Genomic DNA, 15,026 nt, shown 5'->3' with positions numbered 1-15,026 from the left:
GAACGCGATGTCCACTGTGGACCTCACCGGCGCACGGTGGCGCAAGAGCAGCTTCAGCAGCGGCACCGGCGGCGGAAACGACAACTGCGTAGAGGTGGCGATCCTCAGCGACGCGACCGCGTTGCGGGATTCGAAGAACGCCGAAGGCCCCGCCCTGGTCGTCCCCGCCATCGCCTGGCACGCCCTGCTGACCGCCACGAAGTAGGGCCGGTCTCCGTCCTGCCATCGGTGATGCACTGGCAAACCGCACCACTTTCAGGACGTCGCTGATGTCGTGAGAGTGCCGATAGGGACGCTGGATGCCCCTATCGGCACTCTCACGACGTCGGCACCGTCCCGAGAACGCCGTTCGGGACACGTGCCCGCTTCGCGGGCCGCGACGGTGTCAGGGCAGTTGTGCCAGCACGGTCACCGTGCCGGGGTCCACTTCCGTGAAACCCGCGTCCCGGACCGCGACCACGCGGCGGCGCCGCCACGCGCCAAGCGGGTCGTCGCCGGGGTGGAGTGCCGCCCAGTCCTGCCGCGAGGGGGTGCGGACCGCGCAGCGGAAGTCCTTCCAGTCGTCGAAGTACGACTCCTGGCCGTCCGCGCGCAGTGCCGCCGCCAGCAGCATCGACGCGTGGCCCACCTGTGCGGCCGCCTTCCCCGCGGTCATCGCCACGGCCGGGTTCAGCCACAGGACCGGGACACCGTCCGGGACCGGGCCGGGGTCGTCGTCCGGGACCTCGCTGCCCGAGATCTGCAGGCGCGTGACCTCCTTGGGCATCTCCGCGACCCTGCCCGGCAGCAGTGCCCGCACCTGCGCACCGTCGACGGTGATCGTCACGCCAGGGAGGGACTGGACCGCTTCCCAGTGGGCACCGCGAGCCCGGCGGGCAACCTTGCGGATGGCGACGTCCACCCACGCCGCCAGCGGCTCGTGCCACTCGTCGTCGGCTCGGGGATCCAGGCAGACCGCCACCGCCGCGGCGGCCGCCGCCTCCAGCAGCGGCGTGCGGGAAGGTGGGTCCGCGCGTTCCATGCGCAGCACCACCGGCATGGCACGGACCTCGGCCGGGTCGTCGTCGATCGCTTCTCTCGTGGCGGCCGCGGGCATGCCCAGCCACTCCGCGTACCGCGCCGCGAGCGGGTCGAGTACCGCTCCGCTCATGACCGGGGCAGGGTCAGGCCGTCGGCCGCGTCGGCGGCCTCGACCTCGGCACGTGTCACGCCGAGCACGAACAGCACGACGTCCAGGTACGGGTGCGACAGCGCGGTGTCGGCGACCTCCCGCAGCGCGGGCTTCGCGTTGAACGCCACCCCGAGACCGGCGGTGGTCAGCATGTCGATGTCGTTGGCGCCGTCGCCGATCGCCACGCACTGGGCCAGCGGCACACCGAACTCGGCGGCGAACTTCCGCAGCGCGTCCGCCTTGCCAGCCCGGTCCACGATGTCGCCGAGCAACCGGCCGGTGATCTTGCCGTCGACGACCTCTAGCTCGTTCGCGACGAAGAAGTCCAGGCCCAGATCGTCGGCGAGGCGCTCGATGATCCGGGTGAAACCGCCGGACACGATGCCGCAGCGGAACCCCAGCCGCTTGAGCGTGCGGACGGTCGTGCGGGCGCCCGGCATCAGCTGCAGCGAGTCCGCGACCTCGTCCAGCACCGACTCCGGCAGCCCCGCCAGGCACGCGACCCGCCGTTCCAGCGACTGCGCGAAGTCCAGCTCGCCGCGCATCGCGGCCTCGGTGACCTGGCGGACCTCGTCCTCGCAGCCCGCGTGGACCGCGAGCATCTCGATGACCTCGCCCTGGATGAGCGTCGAGTCCACATCGAACACCACGAGCCGCTTGGCCCGCCGGGTCAGGCCCTCGCGTTCGACCGCGATGTCCAGACCGACGCGGGATGCGACCTCCGCGAGCGCGGACCGCAGCTCGGCGTCCGACTCACGCGTGTCGTGCGCGACCGACACCCGCAGCTCCAAGCCGGTGACCGGGTAGTCGGCGACCCGGCGGATGGCGTCGATGTTGGCGTCCAGCGCGGCGAGCCGCCGCGCCACCTCGGCGAACGCCCGCGCAGGCATCGGACGGCCGAGCACCACCAGCACGTGGCTCGAACCGAGCCGGGACGGGGACTGCGAGTCGGCACCCACCTCGACAGTGACGTGCATCGTCACCGTCGCCATGGCCTGCTCTACCGCCTCCTGCAGCCCCTCGGGGTCGTGGTCGGTGCCGACGAGCACCCCGAGGACCAGCTGACCGCGGATGGTGACCTGCTCGACGTCCAGGATGTCGACACCGTGGCGGGTGAGGACCGCGAACAGCACCGAGGAAACCCCCGGCTTGTCCGGTCCCGTCACGGTGATCAGGACCGGCGTGCTCGTGGGTGGCTGGGTCACCGGTCAGGCGCTGTCGGTCGGTTTGTCGGGCTTGTCCGACGGCGCGTCCTCCATCGCGTGGGACAGCTTCTCCGACGGGGCGTCCCCGATCGCGGCCTTGTGCTTCCCGCTGAACGCACCGACGTACTTGTCGCGGTGGGCGTCGTCGATGGCGTGCGGGTAGTGCAGGTCGAACGCGGGCCGCTCGGACCGGATCCGGGGCAGCTCCTTGAAGTTGTGCCTCGGCGGCGGGGTCGTCGTGGCCCACTCGAGCGAGTTGCCGTAGCCCCACGGGTCGTCCGCGGTGGTGGTCTCGCCGTACCGGTAGCTCTTGAACACGTTCCAGATGAACGGCAGCGTCGACGCGCCGAGCACGTAGGCGCCGATCGTGGAGATCGTGTTCAGCGTGGTGAAGCCGTCGCTGGCCAGGTAGTCGGCGTACCGGCGCGGCATGCCCTCGTTGCCCAGCCAGTGCTGGACGAGGAACGTGCCGTGGAAGCCGATGAACGTGGTCCAGAAGTGCAGCTTGCCGAGCGGTTCGTCCAGGTACCGGCCGGTGATCTTCGGGAACCAGAAGTAGATGCCCGCGAACGTGGCGAACGCGATCGTGCCGTACAGCACGTAGTGGAAGTGCGCGACCACGAAGTAGGTGTCCGACACGTGGAAGTCGATGGCGGGCGCGGCCAGCAGGATGCCGGTCAGACCGCCGAAGAGGAACGTGACCAGGAAGCCGATGCTGAACAGCATCGGTGTCTCGAAGGTCAGTTGTCCCTTCCACATGGTGCCGATCCAGTTGAAGAACTTCACCCCGGTCGGGACCGCGATGAGGAACGTCATGAAGGAGAAGAACGGCAGCAGGACGGCGCCGGTGGCGTACATGTGGTGCGCCCACACCGCCACGGACAGGGCCGCGATGCCCAGGGTCGCGTAGACCAGGCCGCGGTAGCCGAACAGCGGCTTGCGGCTGAACACCGGGAAGATCTCGGAGACGATGCCGAAGAACGGCAGCGCCACGATGTACACCTCGGGGTGGCCGAAGAACCAGAACAGGTGCTGCCAGAGGATCACGCCGCCGGTGGCCGGGTCGAACACGTGCGCGCCGAGCAGGCGGTCCGCCAGCAGGCCGAACAGGGCCGCGGTCAGGATCGGGAACGCGATCAGGATCAGGATCGACGTGATGAAGATGTTCCACACGAAGATCGGCATCCGGAACATCGTCATGCCGGGCGCGCGCAGACAGACCACGGTGGTCAGCATGTTCACACCACCGAGGATCGTGCCGAGACCGGACAGCGCGAGGCCGACGATCCACAGGTCACCGCCGACACCTGGCGAGTGGATCTTGTCCGACAGCGGGGTGTAGGCGAACCAGCCGAAGTCGGCGGCGCCACCCGGCGTCAGGAAGCCCGAGATCACGATGATGCCGCCGAACAGGAACAGCCAGTACGAGAAGGCGTTCAGCCGCGGGAACGCGACGTCCGGCGCGCCGATCTGGATCGGCAGCACGAAGTTCGCGAAGCCGAACAGGATCGGCGTCGCGTACAGCAGCAGCATGATCGTGCCGTGCATGGTGAACAGCTGGTTGTACTGCTCAGCCGACAGGAACTGCTGGCCGGGGAACGCCAGCTCGGAGCGGATGAGCATCGCCATCGCGCCGCCGATCATGAAGAACGCGAACGCCGTGACGAGGTACATCACGCCGATCTTCTTCGGATCGGTCTCCCGGAACAGCTGCAGCAGGTAAGAACCCTTGGCTGCCGGACGCGCCGGGTACGGCCGCGTTGCGATCGGCTTCGGGGCTACTGCCGTCACTCCATGCCTCCTGCGTGTCTGCAACCACGCCTCACCGTGATTCGGGAGCGATCGTAGCCCGCGCGCTCCGGGCCAGCTCGGTTGGGCTGGCGGGGGTAAAAGCCGAGCGCAGGCGGCGTTCGCGCTGACACCATCCCCCCATGTCGATCAGTACGCAAGCCGCGGTGACGGTCGCCACCTCTCTCGGCGTGCCGTGCGACGACCCGGTGGTGCTGCAGGACGGGTCCAACGTCGTCGTCCACCTGCGGCCCTCGCCGGTCGTGGCCAGGGTGGCGACGCTCACGGCGGATGTCCGGCCGGGCGTCGAGGCGTGGCTGACCAGGGACATCGCGGTCGCCACGCACCTGGCGGCGCACGGCGTCGCGGCCACGGTGCCGCTCTCGGAGCCGGTCGAGGTGGCCGGGGCGGTGGCCGTGCTGTGGCGGTACGAGCCACACGACCCCGCATCCGCGTTCTCCCCCGCGACGATGGCGGAACGACTGGCTTCGCTGCACGCGGCGCTGGACTCGTTCGACGGGGAGCTGCCCCGGCTGGCGCCGTGCGCCGACCTGGACCGGGCGCTGGCGCTGGCGGACCTGCCGCCCGAGGTGACCGCACGGCTGGCCGCCGCGAACGACCGGTTGCGGGAGGCGTTGTCGACGCTGCCCGTGCGGCCGCTGCACGGGGACGCGCACCCGGGAAACCTGCTGGCCACGCCGTCGGGACCGGTGTGGAACGACTTCGAGGACACGTGGCTCGGCCCCCTCGGGTGGGACCTCGCGTGCCTGCTGGGGTCCGGCCGGGTCGACGGGGCGGCGGCGGTGGCGGCCTATCCGGGGCCGTACTCGCGGGCGGAGCTGTCCGTGTGCGCCGAGCTGCGCGAACTGTTCGGCGTGGTGTGGCGGTTCGTGCTCGCACGCCGGTTCCCGGACCACCGGGCCGACGCGGACACGCACCTGCGCGAATGGCTGTCCCGACCCGCCAGATGATCCGATCCCATGCAGATCAGGCGTGTAAGCCCGGCAGGACACCCGACGCTCACCAGGGCGACTGACCGTACTGCGCGCCGCCAAGCAGGTCGGGCCGGTACATGCGCACCCACTGCCCCATCGGGCCCCGCAGCCAGTCCGGGTCGATGCCGCCGAGCGGGATGGCCACCTCGGGACGGCCGTCGTACGGGTTGACCGGCGCGGCTGCCACGTTCTGCCGCAGCCAGGCGGGCGCGTTACCCGGCACCACCCGGTGGCCCCAGCCGATGATGCCCTGCGTGCGCACCGCACCGGCGCCGACCTGCGTCCCGCCCGCCCTGCCGATCGTGGTCGGGTTCGCCAGCTGGCTCCTGACCTCGTCGATCCGCGTGATGTCCGGCCAGTCGAGGCGGACGTGGAAGCCGAGGGTGTCGCGCAGCTCCACGCCGTACTCGGAGAACCGGACGACCGTCCCCTGCTTCATGCGGTCGAACTTCCGGTACAGGACGCCGACCAGCACCCCGGTCCCGGCCACGGCGGCGATGATCCCGCCAGCCAGCCCCGCGAACACCGACCCGAGCAACAACATCACGGCGGCGAAGAAGACCAGCAGGAACACGAACGGCACCATGAGCCTGCCGAAGCCGCCGCCCGCCATCCGAAACTCCCGGGGAAGCGCCTGGTTGGGGTAGGTCACCCGGTCGAGGATGCCACGGGACCACAGCAAGACCGCACCGGATCGAGTAGTCAACCGACTACACGTCGTGAGAGTGATCGTTTTGTTTCACCCGATCGGCGGCTCGCCTGTCCACTTTTCTTCGCACCGAATTCGCAGCGTCACAAAGCCTGAGCCGACCGAGCGGAAAAGCCTGACAAGATTGGGACAAGACCCTCCCGGCAATCACGCTCGGGATACGCTGTCTGCCGAGTATCTGGATATTCCGGCTGGGGGAATCAATGGAACTCGAAGGCGACAGTCCCGCCCCACGACCACCCGCCGCACCAACGCAGGGAATCCCCCCGAGCCTGCACGTCACCCCGGAGAACGTCGTCACGCTGGCGGCGACGTTCCGCCGCTGCGCCGACCGTCTGGAAAGACAGCTTCCCCACCTGGACGCGGACCTGGCCCTGAAGGCGCCATGGCTGGACGACCCCGTCAGCGGATGGGCACAAGAGCGGTTCAACGAGTATTTCGTGCGCAGTGAACACGCATTCGTCCAAATAGTTCACTCCGAGTACGAACAACACAAGGCACTCCGGGACGCACTGGTCGCCACCGCAAAGCTGTACGGGCTCACCGAGGAATTGATCAGCGCCGGGTTCACGGATGTCGAGGCGGAGCGATGAATATCCGCATCATTGTCATCGCCGTCGCGATATCGGGCACACTGGCCGGCTGTGCCGTGCGCAGCAGCGGCGATCCCAGGCCGACGCACACCAGCACGACCGAGTCGCGGTTCGCCGACCTGCTGCCACCCCGTCCGGGAGAGCTCGACCTGGCCGACGTCGACCCGTGCTCGGAACTGCTCACGGAACGACAACTCCGCGAACTGCGCTACGACCTCGGCTACGCCCGCCCGCCCCTGGCCGACCACAGCGACATCCACGGTGGCGCCGACTGCACGTTCTCCTCCACCGGCGGCGCGGGCGGCGTCGACCGCAACATCCGCACCCTGGTGGGCATCTCCACCACCGAGGGTGCGCTGACCTGGGTCACCGACCCGAACCGGGCACCGGAAACCCGGCCGGAGGTCGTCACCGTCGACCGGTACTCGGCGCTCGTCCTCCCCCATCCCCTGCTGCCGGACAACTGTCTCGTCGTGGTGGACACCGCCGAGGGCCAGTACCTGGAGGTGTGGGTGAGCCCTGCCGTGGGTGATGGCGTCGGCCCCGGCCCGTACTGCTCGGAGGCGGAACGGGTCGCGGGCATGGCGATACAGACCGTCTCGGCGTCCAGATGACCATCCAGTGACGTGGGGGAGCAGATCGTGCGTGAACCGGACGTCCGCTGGGACGACGTGTCCCACCAGCAGATCGTCGCCTGGACGCGGCACGGGCTCGGCGCCGCCGCGACCGAGCGACTCGAGGAGCGGCTCACCAGCGTGGCCGAGGCGCTCGCCGACAACTCCGACGACGTCAACGCCACCCTGCAGCGGGTCGACGGCGGGGAGTGGACCGGCAGCGCGGCGACGGCGGCCGCCGCGGCGATGCGGGTCGTGCGGGACTTCGACGACATACTGGGGCACCACGGCAGGATGAACGTCCTCGCCGCGTTCGGGCAGTCCGACAACGCCAACTGGGCCAGGGCCAACGTGCCGCCCTGTGTGGACGTACGGGCCGCGCAGCAGCCGACCGGTTCCCCGCTCGACGCGCTCGGCGCCACCGCCGACCACCAGCACCAGCTGCGCGCCGCCAAGGACGCGGAGGAACGGGCGCGGCAGGTGATGCGCCAGTACCACTCGATGACCACCGCACGGGTCGCCGCGCTGCCGCCGCTGTCCCCGGCGCCGCGGGTGGTGATCACCACGAGCGACGGCATCACCGTGCCGTCCGGCGGGGACCCGGCCGGTGGTCACGTCGCGCCGCGCGGCACCCGGTCCGGCGACGGCTTCCCGGACGTCGTGGACGTCCGGGAAGCCGGGTCACGTCCCGCCGACCGGCCGCCGCCCGACGGGCCCGCGGTCCCGGCTCCGGGAAGGACCGGTTCCTCGTCCTTCTCGCCGGGCATCCCGGCACCGAGCGGGGCCCCGGCGGCGAACGGGGGCGCACCGACCACGGCCAGCGGCTCGGCTCCCACGCGGGAGCCGGACGTCGTCCGCGGGCCGCTGCCAGGGAGCGGACAACCCGGCAGCGGTGGACAGCCGGGCAACGGGCAGCCGGGCGGTGGCCAGCCTGGAAGCAGGGCCCGCGACGGTCGTCCCGGTGACGTTGTCGGGGTCCACCCCGGTGACCGGGCGCTCCGGGCAGGAGGGCGGGGCGGCCTCGCCGACGTACAGGGGCAGGCCGCGCGCGGCGGGGCGCCGTTCGGGGTCACGCCGGGTACCGCGGGCAAGGCCGAGGACCAGGAACGGCGCGGCCGGTACGCGGTGCCGGGGTCGGAGATCTTCGAACCGGACAACGACGACGGCCTGCTGCACGACCCGTTCCGGCCCGGCTCCTACGTCGCGCCCGCGTCGATCGGTGACGACGACGAATGACCCGGTTCGACCTGTCCGCCGCCGAGCTCGACGTGCTGTGGCGCGCTGCCGGGTTCGGGGACCTGCCGCTGGTCATCGACGTGCCCTCGCCGGGAGCCACCCACGCCGAGCGTGCGGTGCTGGAGCACCGCGTGTGGGCGGATCTCGTCGCGCGCGGGCTCGCCGACGACCACGGGCACGCGCACTGGCGGCTCACCGACCGCCTGGCCACCATCGCCGAGTGCGGGCGGTCGCTGCAACTGAGGACCGTCGGTGACGGCGCGACCGGTGCGATCCTCGCGACCAGGGGCAGGCACAACGTGCTCGGTGTGCTCGGCGAGCGGTTCCACCTCACCGCGGTGCCCGGGACCGGGCGGGCGGCGACCCTGGTGTCGCTGCTGCCGGAACTCCCCGCGGGGCAGGGACATTCCGTCAGCGTCGACACGGCCGTGTTCACCTCGGCCGCCGCCGGCCCGGCCGGCGCGCACGACACGCTCCGCAGGCACGGTCTCGGCACCGACGACGCCCGCACGCTCCTCGCGATGACCACCGGCGCCGTGCGCATCACGCAGCTCGTCACCGAACGCCGAGGCGACGGGGTCGAACGGTCCAGGCCGGTGTCGGTGCTCGACACCGCGGCCGGGCGCTACCGCGTCATCCGCACCGTCACCTCGGCCGGGGACCACCTCACCGTCACGCCCGCGACGGCTGCCTCGCTGGTCGAGGCGCTCACGTTCCCATGACCGACTCGTACGCGGCGATCGTGTCACGGAGGACGTCCGCGCCGGGGCGGTTCCACAGGGCCTCGTCGAAGACCTCCACCTCGATCGGTCGGTCGTAGCCGGTGGCCAGGACCGCCTCCACCAGCGGGGCGAAGTCGACGTGGCCCGTGCCGGGCAGACCGCGGCCGACGAGCACGTCCGCGGGCAGCGGCACCACCCAGTCGGCCAGCTGGAAGCACGCGATCCGGTCGCCGTTCGCCTCGATCAGCGGCAGGACCTGTTCGTCCCACCACACGTGGTAGGTGTCCAGGGTGATGCCGACCACCGCAGCGGGATAGGGGGCACACAGTTCCAGTGCGCCCGCCAGTGAGGCCACCACGCTGCGGTCGGCGGCGAACATCGGGTGCATGGGCTCCACCGCGAGGGTCACTCCCACCTCCAGTGCGTGCGGTACCAACGCTTCCAGGCCCGCCGCCACGCGGGACCGGGCCTCGGCGAGTGGGCGGCCGGACAGGCCGCCGCACACCAGGACGAGTGCAGGCGCGCCGAGGGCGGCGCACTCGTCGAGGGCGCGGCGGTTGTCGTCGAACCAGTCGTCGGCACCGAAGAAACCGCCGCGGCACAACGAGGTCACCGTCAGGCCGGCGTCGCGCACCAGTGCCGAGGACCGGTCGAGGCCGTACTCCCGCACCGGTTCGCGCCACAGGCCGACGTACCGCACCCCGGCCGCCGCGCAGCCCTTCACGGCGTCCACGAGCGGCCAGTACTTCGCCGTGGCCTGGTTGAACGAGAACGGTCTCACCGCTCGACCCCCGCCGTCGCGAAGAACGACCGCGCCCGTGCGGCCGCCAGGTCGGCGTCCGGCAGCAGGCCCACCTCGTCGGCCAGTACCAGCAGCTTCGCGAGGTGTGCAACGGACCGGCCCGACTGCAGGCCGCCGACCATCACGAAGTGGTCCTGGTGGCCGGAAAGCCAGGACAGGAACACGATTCCCGTCTTGTAGTACTGCGTCGGCGCGCAGAACAGGTGGCGGGCCAGCGGCACCGTCGGGTCCAGCGCGGCGCGGAAACCGGCCGGGTCGCCACGGTCCAGCTTGTGCAGCGCCGGGCCGACCAGTGGCGCCAGCGCGGCGAACACCCCCAGCAGCGCGTCGGAGTGACCGCGTTCGTCACCGGCGATGAGACTCGGGTAGTTGAAGTCGTCGCCGGTGTACATGCGCACGCCGGGCGGCAGCTTGCCGCGCAGCTCGATCTCGAACGCGTCGTCCAGCAGCGACATCTTGATGCCGTCCACTGTGGACGAGTGGTCCTTCAGCAGGCCGAGCACCGTGTCGGCGGCGGCGCGCGGATCGGCGGAGCCCCAGTAGCCGGCCAGCGCCGGGTCGAACATGGGGCCCAGCCAGTGCAGCAGCACGGGTCGGTCCACTTCGGACAGCAGCGTCGAGTACACCGACACGTAGTCGTCGGGCCCCTTCGCGGCGGCCGCGAGATGCCTGCTGCACATCAGCACCGGCACCGCGCCCGCCGCCACCACGTCCGCGAGCTGTTCCCGGTACGCGTCCAGGACCTGCGGCACCGTGGCCGGGCCGTCGAGCTGGTCGGTCGCGACACCGGCCACGATCCGGCCACCGGCCGAGCGGGCCTGCGCCGCGCTGCGGCGCACCAGCTCGCGCACCACCGGGTAGTCCAGGCCCATGCCGCGTTGCGCGGTGTCCATGGCCTCGGCGACCCCGAGACCGTTGCGCCACAGGTGGTGCCGGAACCCGAGCGTCGCGTCCCAGTCCAGCACCGCGGGCGCGCCGGGAACGTTCTCCGCGAGGGGATCCGCGACCACGTGCGCGGCCGCGTACGCGATCCGGCTGCTGGACGGGGACACCCCGGCACCGGACGGGAGCCCGCCACGCAGTTCGTGGCGCTTCCCGCCCGGCAGCACGACCGACGTCATGACGCCCCCTCGCAGGCTCCGTGGCGTCCTGGGCATCGACGACTCGCTCCGCAAGCTCCGCTCATGTCAGCTCCGGGATCTCGACGCGCCTGCCCTCGGTCGCCGCCTGGAGGCCAAGCTCGGCGAGCTGCACACCGCGGGCGGCCGCCGCGAAGTCCCACGGGAACTCCTCACCGGCCACGACGTGGCGCAGGAACCGCTCCCACTGCACGCGGAAACCGTTGTCGAAGTGCTCGTTGTCGGGCACCTCGGCCCAGTCGCCGCGGGCGTCGACGTTCGGCGGGGCGTCCGGGTCCCACACCGGCATCGGCGTGGCGGCCCTGGACTGGGCGCGGCAGTGGCGCAGACCCGCCACCGCGCTCCCGTCGGTACCGTCCACCTGGAACTCGACCAGCTCGTCGCGGAACACCCGCACGCACCAGGACGAGTTGAACTGGGCGACCACCCCGCCGTCCAGCTCGAAGATCGCGTACGCCGCGTCGTCCGCGGTGGCCGCGTACTCCTCGCCGTTCTCGTCCCAGCGCCTCGGGATGTGCGTGCGGATCGTCGCCTGCACCGCGCGGACCGGGCCGAACAGGTTCTCCAGCACGTAGTGCCAGTGCGGGAACATGTCCAGCACCACCCCGCCGCCGTCCTCGGCCCGGTAGTTCCACGACGGCCGCTGCGCGCGCTGCCAGTCGCCCTCGAACACCCAGTAGCCGAACTCGGCACGCACCGAGAGCACGCGGCCGAAGAACCCGCCGTCCACGAGCCGCTTCAGCTTCCGCAGCCCCGGCAGGAAGATCTTGTCGGCCACCACACCGTTGCGCACCCCCGCCGCCTCGGCGGCCCGCGCCAGGTCCTGCGCGCCCGCGAGGTCCATGGCGAGGGGCTTCTCGGTGTAGATGTGCTTGCCCGCGTCGATCGCCTGCCTGATCGCCTTCTCGCGCCGCTGGGTCGTGAGCGCGTCGAAGTAGATCTCGACGTCGTCGCGGGCGAGCGCCGCGTGCAGATCCGTGGTCCAGTCCGACAACCCGTGCCGTTCCGCGATCTCGGCGAGCTTGCGCTCGTTGCGGCCGACCAGCACCGGCTCCGGCCACAGCACCGTGCCGTCCGGCAGCGGGAGGCCGCCGTCGTCGCGGATGGCCAGAATCGAGCGGACCAGGTGCTGGCGGTAGCCCATGCGCCCGGTCACCCCGTTGAGCACGATGCCGATCGACCTACGAGACATGTTGATTACTCCTGATTGGATCTTTGTGGGCCGGTCCTGGTCTGATCAGCGGTTACCTCAGGGGAACGTGACGGCACTGGACCACCAACCGCCTGCGGTCCCCGGGTTCGCCGGGTCGAGACCAACACTGTGTAATCCGGGAGGCGGACTAGCCGAGCAGTTGGCGGATCTCGCGGGTGAGCGAACCGAACTTCGGCTCGGCCATCACCTGCGCGTAGTCCCGCTCCCTCGGCAGGTCGACCGGCAGCGTCCGCATCAGCCTGCCAGGGCGCGGGCTCATCACCGCCACCCGCGTGCCGAGGAACACGGCCTCGGCGATGGAGTGCGTGACCAGCAGGATCGTGGTGCCGGTCTCCCGCCAGATCTTGTTCAGCTCGGCGTTGAGCTGCTCCCTCGTGAGCGCGTCCAGCGCACCGAACGGCTCGTCCATGAGCAGTACCGGCGGCTCGTGCAGCAACGCGCGGCACAGGGCCACCCGCTGCTGCATGCCGCCGGACAGCTCGTGCGGCAACGCCTTCTCGAAGCCCTTCAGGCCGGTCAGCTCGATCAGCTCGTCGGCCCTGCCGGCCGCCTTCGCCTTGTCGAGACCGCGGATCTCGGCCTGGAGCAGGATGTTCTTGCGCACCCCGCGCCACTCCAGCAACGCGGCGCGCTGGAACGCGAACCCGATGTTCCGCTGCGGGCCCTTCACCACGTCCCCGAACAGCGACACCTCGCCTTCGCTCGGCCGCACCAGCCCGGCGACCACCTTGAGCAGCGTGGACTTGCCACAGCCGGACGGGCCGACGATCGAGATGAACTCGCCCGCCTCGACCCGCATGGTGACGTCGTCGAGCGCGGTGGTCGCGGACCGCTTGGAACGGAACCGCACCGAGAGGTTCCGGACGTCGACGGCGGTACCGGTCATGACACTGGTCATCAGCCGTTGGCCTTCGTGTGGCTGCCGTCCCAGTACTTCGAGGGCTCGCCGACGTCCTTTAGCTCCGCGTTGGCGGCCATGATGCCGATCGTGTCGGCCCACTGCTCCTCGGTGTTGACGCCCGGCGCGCCCGCGGTGTCCAGCTGCAGCAACGGTTCCGCCAGCTTGAGCTGCTCGACGAGCACCTCCTCCGGCGGCTCGTTCTCCGCCAGGTCGACCATGGCCTTCGCGGCGTCCTCGGGGTTCTTCACTGCCTCGGCCCACGACTTCTGCGTGGCGCGCACGAACTTGCCGACCAGTTCCTTCTGCGACGACAGGGTCTCGTCGCCGACCACGATGCCGGTGCCGAGCAGGTTCAGCCCGGAGTCGGCGAACAGGAGGTGGTCCACCTCCTTGCCGGTGCGGGACTCGATGGTCGGGCCCTGGTCGTGGAAGAAGCCCATGATCGCGTCGACCTGGCCCTCGGCGAGCTGCGCGATCTTGTTGGCGGCGTCCATGTTCACGACGGTGACGTCGGCCTCGGTCATGCCGTTCGCCGCGAGCAGCGCGGGGAACGTCGCGTACATGGCGTCGCCAGGGGTGCCGCCGACCCGCTTGCCCTTGAGGTCCTTGATGGACTCGAAACCCTTGTCCGCGAGGAACTCCACCGACGACGGGCCCTTCTGCAGGAACACGCCGACGCTCTTGACGGGCATGCCGGAGCTGATCGCGTTGAGCAGCGGCGGCGTGTCCGCCCAGCCGAACATGGTCTGGTTCTGTGCCACGGCCTTGATGGTGTTGCCGGAACCGCTGCCCGGCTCGATCTTCAGGTCGATGCCCTCGTCGGCGTAGAAGCCCTCCTGGATGCCGTAGTAGAAGGGCGCGTGCTCGCCGTAGGGCACCCAGTTCAGGGTGAACGTGACCTCGGTGGCGTCAGCGGGTGCCTCGGTGTCGCCGGACCCGCCGCTGTCCTGCCCGCTCGGGGCGCACCCCGCGACCAGCAGTGCCGCCGCGGCGATTCCTGTCAGTAAACGCTTCATCGGGTTGACCTTTCGCGGAGTTTGCTGAGCGGACACCAAGCACTGTCAGGATGTGGTGAGCGGAGTCGCGGACCGGCGGCTGGCGTGCCACGGAATCAGCAGTGCCTCGGCCACCTCGACGATCACGAACAGGAGGATGCCGATGAGCGACATGAGGATCAGCGCGGCGAACAACAGTGGGGCGTCGAGGTTGCCGTTGGCGATCATCAGCTGGTAGCCGAGGCCCTCGCTGGCGCCGACGAACTCGCCGACCACCGCGCCGACCACGGCGAGCGTCACCGCGACCTTCTCCCCCGCCATCAGGTGCGGCAGCGCGTTCGGGAAGCGGATCTTGCGGAACGTCTGCCACCGGCTCGCGCCCATGGTGGCGGACAGCTCCAGCAACTCGGGATCGGTCGACCGGAGGCCGGCGACCCCCGAGACGACCACCGGGAAGAACGCGATCAGCACCGCCAGGATGATCTTCGGCGCGAGGTCGTTGCCGAACCACACCACGATCAGCGGCGCGATCGCGATCTTCGGGATCACCTGGGCGAACAGGACGATCGGGTAGAGCGTGCGCTCCAGCGTCCTCGAGTACGCGATCGCCACGGCGGTCGCCAGGCCGAGCACACTCGCCAGCAGGAAGCCGGCGACCGTCTCGTACAGCGTGACGTAGGAGTGGTACATCAGCGACGACCAGTCCTGCGTCGTGCGCTCCCACACCTGCGCGGGCGTCGGCACGAGGTAGTCCGCCACCCAGCCCCGCGCGGTCACCACCCACCACGCCACGAAGATCAGCGCGAGCAGCACCGCGGGCCGCCAGATCGCGTCGACCAGCCGCAGCAGGCGCGTGCCGATGTCGACCCGCCGGGCGGGCTCCGGCGCCGGGGGCGACGGCACCGGCTCGGCCCGGGTCTCGTTGGGGGTCACCATGCTCGAC

General features: G+C 70.7%; 16 protein-coding genes. 6 read left to right on the top strand and 10 right to left on the bottom strand.

The features are described 5' to 3' along the window. Positions 1 to 7 precede the first annotated feature (7 nt). Positions 8 to 205, top strand: a complete 198-nt coding sequence (locus ACFPCV_RS31110; RefSeq protein WP_378060102.1) for a DUF397 domain-containing protein — start codon at positions 8 to 10, stop codon at positions 203 to 205. 180 nt (positions 206 to 385) lie between these two features. Here ACFPCV_RS31110 and ACFPCV_RS31105 read toward each other — a convergent pair whose 3' ends face one another. The 3 genes from ACFPCV_RS31105 to ctaD are packed head-to-tail and all read right to left on the bottom strand — an operon-like array spanning position 386 to position 4,167. After that, positions 386 to 1,150, bottom strand: a complete 765-nt coding sequence (locus tag ACFPCV_RS31105; RefSeq protein WP_378060101.1) for a peptidyl-tRNA hydrolase — start codon at positions 1,148 to 1,150, stop codon at positions 386 to 388. Further along, positions 1,147 to 2,376 (bottom strand): phosphoserine phosphatase SerB, encoded by a 1,230-nt coding sequence (serB, locus tag ACFPCV_RS31100; RefSeq protein WP_378060100.1) that lies wholly within the window; start codon positions 2,374 to 2,376, stop codon positions 1,147 to 1,149. Before serB ends, ACFPCV_RS31105 begins: the two co-directional genes overlap by 4 nt. Positions 2,377 to 2,379: 3 nt before the next feature. After that, the gene (gene ctaD, locus ACFPCV_RS31095; RefSeq protein ID WP_378060099.1) at positions 2,380 to 4,167 is read right to left on the bottom strand and encodes an aa3-type cytochrome oxidase subunit I; all 1,788 of its coding nucleotides are present in this window, start codon (positions 4,165 to 4,167) and stop codon (positions 2,380 to 2,382) included. A gap of 140 nt (positions 4,168 to 4,307) precedes the next feature. Between ctaD and ACFPCV_RS31090 the strand changes: the two genes are divergently transcribed. Continuing rightward, the gene (locus ACFPCV_RS31090) at positions 4,308 to 5,135 is read left to right on the top strand and encodes a phosphotransferase family protein (RefSeq protein WP_378060097.1); all 828 of its coding nucleotides are present in this window, start codon (positions 4,308 to 4,310) and stop codon (positions 5,133 to 5,135) included. Positions 5,136 to 5,184: 49 nt separating this feature from the next. On the opposite strand, the gene ACFPCV_RS31085 is transcribed toward ACFPCV_RS31090, so the two are convergent. After that, positions 5,185 to 5,841 (bottom strand): hypothetical protein, encoded by a 657-nt coding sequence (locus ACFPCV_RS31085; RefSeq protein WP_378060096.1) that lies wholly within the window; start codon positions 5,839 to 5,841, stop codon positions 5,185 to 5,187. A 230-nt stretch (positions 5,842 to 6,071) separates the two neighbouring features. Between ACFPCV_RS31085 and ACFPCV_RS31080 the strand changes: the two genes are divergently transcribed. The 4 genes from ACFPCV_RS31080 to ACFPCV_RS31065 are packed head-to-tail and all read left to right on the top strand — an operon-like array spanning position 6,072 to position 9,033. Further along, positions 6,072 to 6,461 carry a hypothetical protein gene (locus ACFPCV_RS31080; RefSeq protein WP_378060094.1) on the top strand — a complete coding sequence of 130 codons (390 nt, stop codon included), beginning with the start codon at positions 6,072 to 6,074 and terminating at the stop codon, positions 6,459 to 6,461. Continuing rightward, positions 6,458 to 7,075 carry a DUF3558 domain-containing protein gene (locus tag ACFPCV_RS31075; RefSeq protein WP_378060092.1) on the top strand — a complete coding sequence of 206 codons (618 nt, stop codon included), beginning with the start codon at positions 6,458 to 6,460 and terminating at the stop codon, positions 7,073 to 7,075. Before ACFPCV_RS31080 ends, ACFPCV_RS31075 begins: the two co-directional genes overlap by 4 nt. 12 nt (positions 7,076 to 7,087) lie before the next feature. Further along, positions 7,088 to 8,311, top strand: a complete 1,224-nt coding sequence (locus ACFPCV_RS31070) for a hypothetical protein (protein ID WP_378060090.1) — start codon at positions 7,088 to 7,090, stop codon at positions 8,309 to 8,311. After that, on the top strand, positions 8,308 to 9,033 hold the full coding sequence (locus ACFPCV_RS31065; protein WP_378060089.1) for an ESX secretion-associated protein EspG: 726 nt from the start codon (positions 8,308 to 8,310) through the stop codon (positions 9,031 to 9,033). Before ACFPCV_RS31070 ends, ACFPCV_RS31065 begins: the two co-directional genes overlap by 4 nt. Here ACFPCV_RS31065 and ACFPCV_RS31060 read toward each other — a convergent pair. From ACFPCV_RS31060 to ACFPCV_RS31035, 6 genes are all read right to left on the bottom strand, one after another. Beyond that, complete coding sequence (locus ACFPCV_RS31060; RefSeq protein ID WP_378060087.1) at positions 9,020 to 9,814, bottom strand: sugar phosphate isomerase/epimerase family protein; 795 nt, start codon at positions 9,812 to 9,814, stop codon at positions 9,020 to 9,022. The two genes, ACFPCV_RS31065 and ACFPCV_RS31060, sit on opposite strands and share 14 nt — an antisense overlap. After that, positions 9,811 to 10,956, bottom strand: coding sequence for a dihydrodipicolinate synthase family protein (locus ACFPCV_RS31055; protein WP_378060085.1), 1,146 nt, complete (start codon positions 10,954 to 10,956; stop codon positions 9,811 to 9,813). The genes ACFPCV_RS31060 and ACFPCV_RS31055 overlap by 4 nt, the downstream gene beginning before the upstream one ends. Before the next feature lie 61 nt (positions 10,957 to 11,017). Next, the gene (locus ACFPCV_RS31050; protein ID WP_378060084.1) at positions 11,018 to 12,166 is read right to left on the bottom strand and encodes a Gfo/Idh/MocA family protein; all 1,149 of its coding nucleotides are present in this window, start codon (positions 12,164 to 12,166) and stop codon (positions 11,018 to 11,020) included. 148 nt (positions 12,167 to 12,314) lie between these two features. Continuing rightward, positions 12,315 to 13,073 (bottom strand): ABC transporter ATP-binding protein, encoded by a 759-nt coding sequence (locus ACFPCV_RS31045; RefSeq protein WP_378060083.1) that lies wholly within the window; start codon positions 13,071 to 13,073, stop codon positions 12,315 to 12,317. Between the two features lie 11 nt (positions 13,074 to 13,084). Beyond that, positions 13,085 to 14,104 (bottom strand): ABC transporter substrate-binding protein, encoded by a 1,020-nt coding sequence (locus ACFPCV_RS31040; protein ID WP_378060081.1) that lies wholly within the window; start codon positions 14,102 to 14,104, stop codon positions 13,085 to 13,087. A 45-nt stretch (positions 14,105 to 14,149) separates the two neighbouring features. Then, positions 14,150 to 15,019, bottom strand: coding sequence for an ABC transporter permease (locus ACFPCV_RS31035; RefSeq protein ID WP_378060080.1), 870 nt, complete (start codon positions 15,017 to 15,019; stop codon positions 14,150 to 14,152). Between the last annotated feature and the right edge of the window lie 7 nt (positions 15,020 to 15,026).

The sequence above is a fragment of the Actinophytocola glycyrrhizae genome (assembly GCF_042653545.1).
Classification (GTDB): domain Bacteria; phylum Actinomycetota; class Actinomycetes; order Mycobacteriales; family Pseudonocardiaceae; genus Actinophytocola; species Actinophytocola glycyrrhizae.
This window is presented reverse-complemented; position numbering and strand designations above follow the sequence as displayed.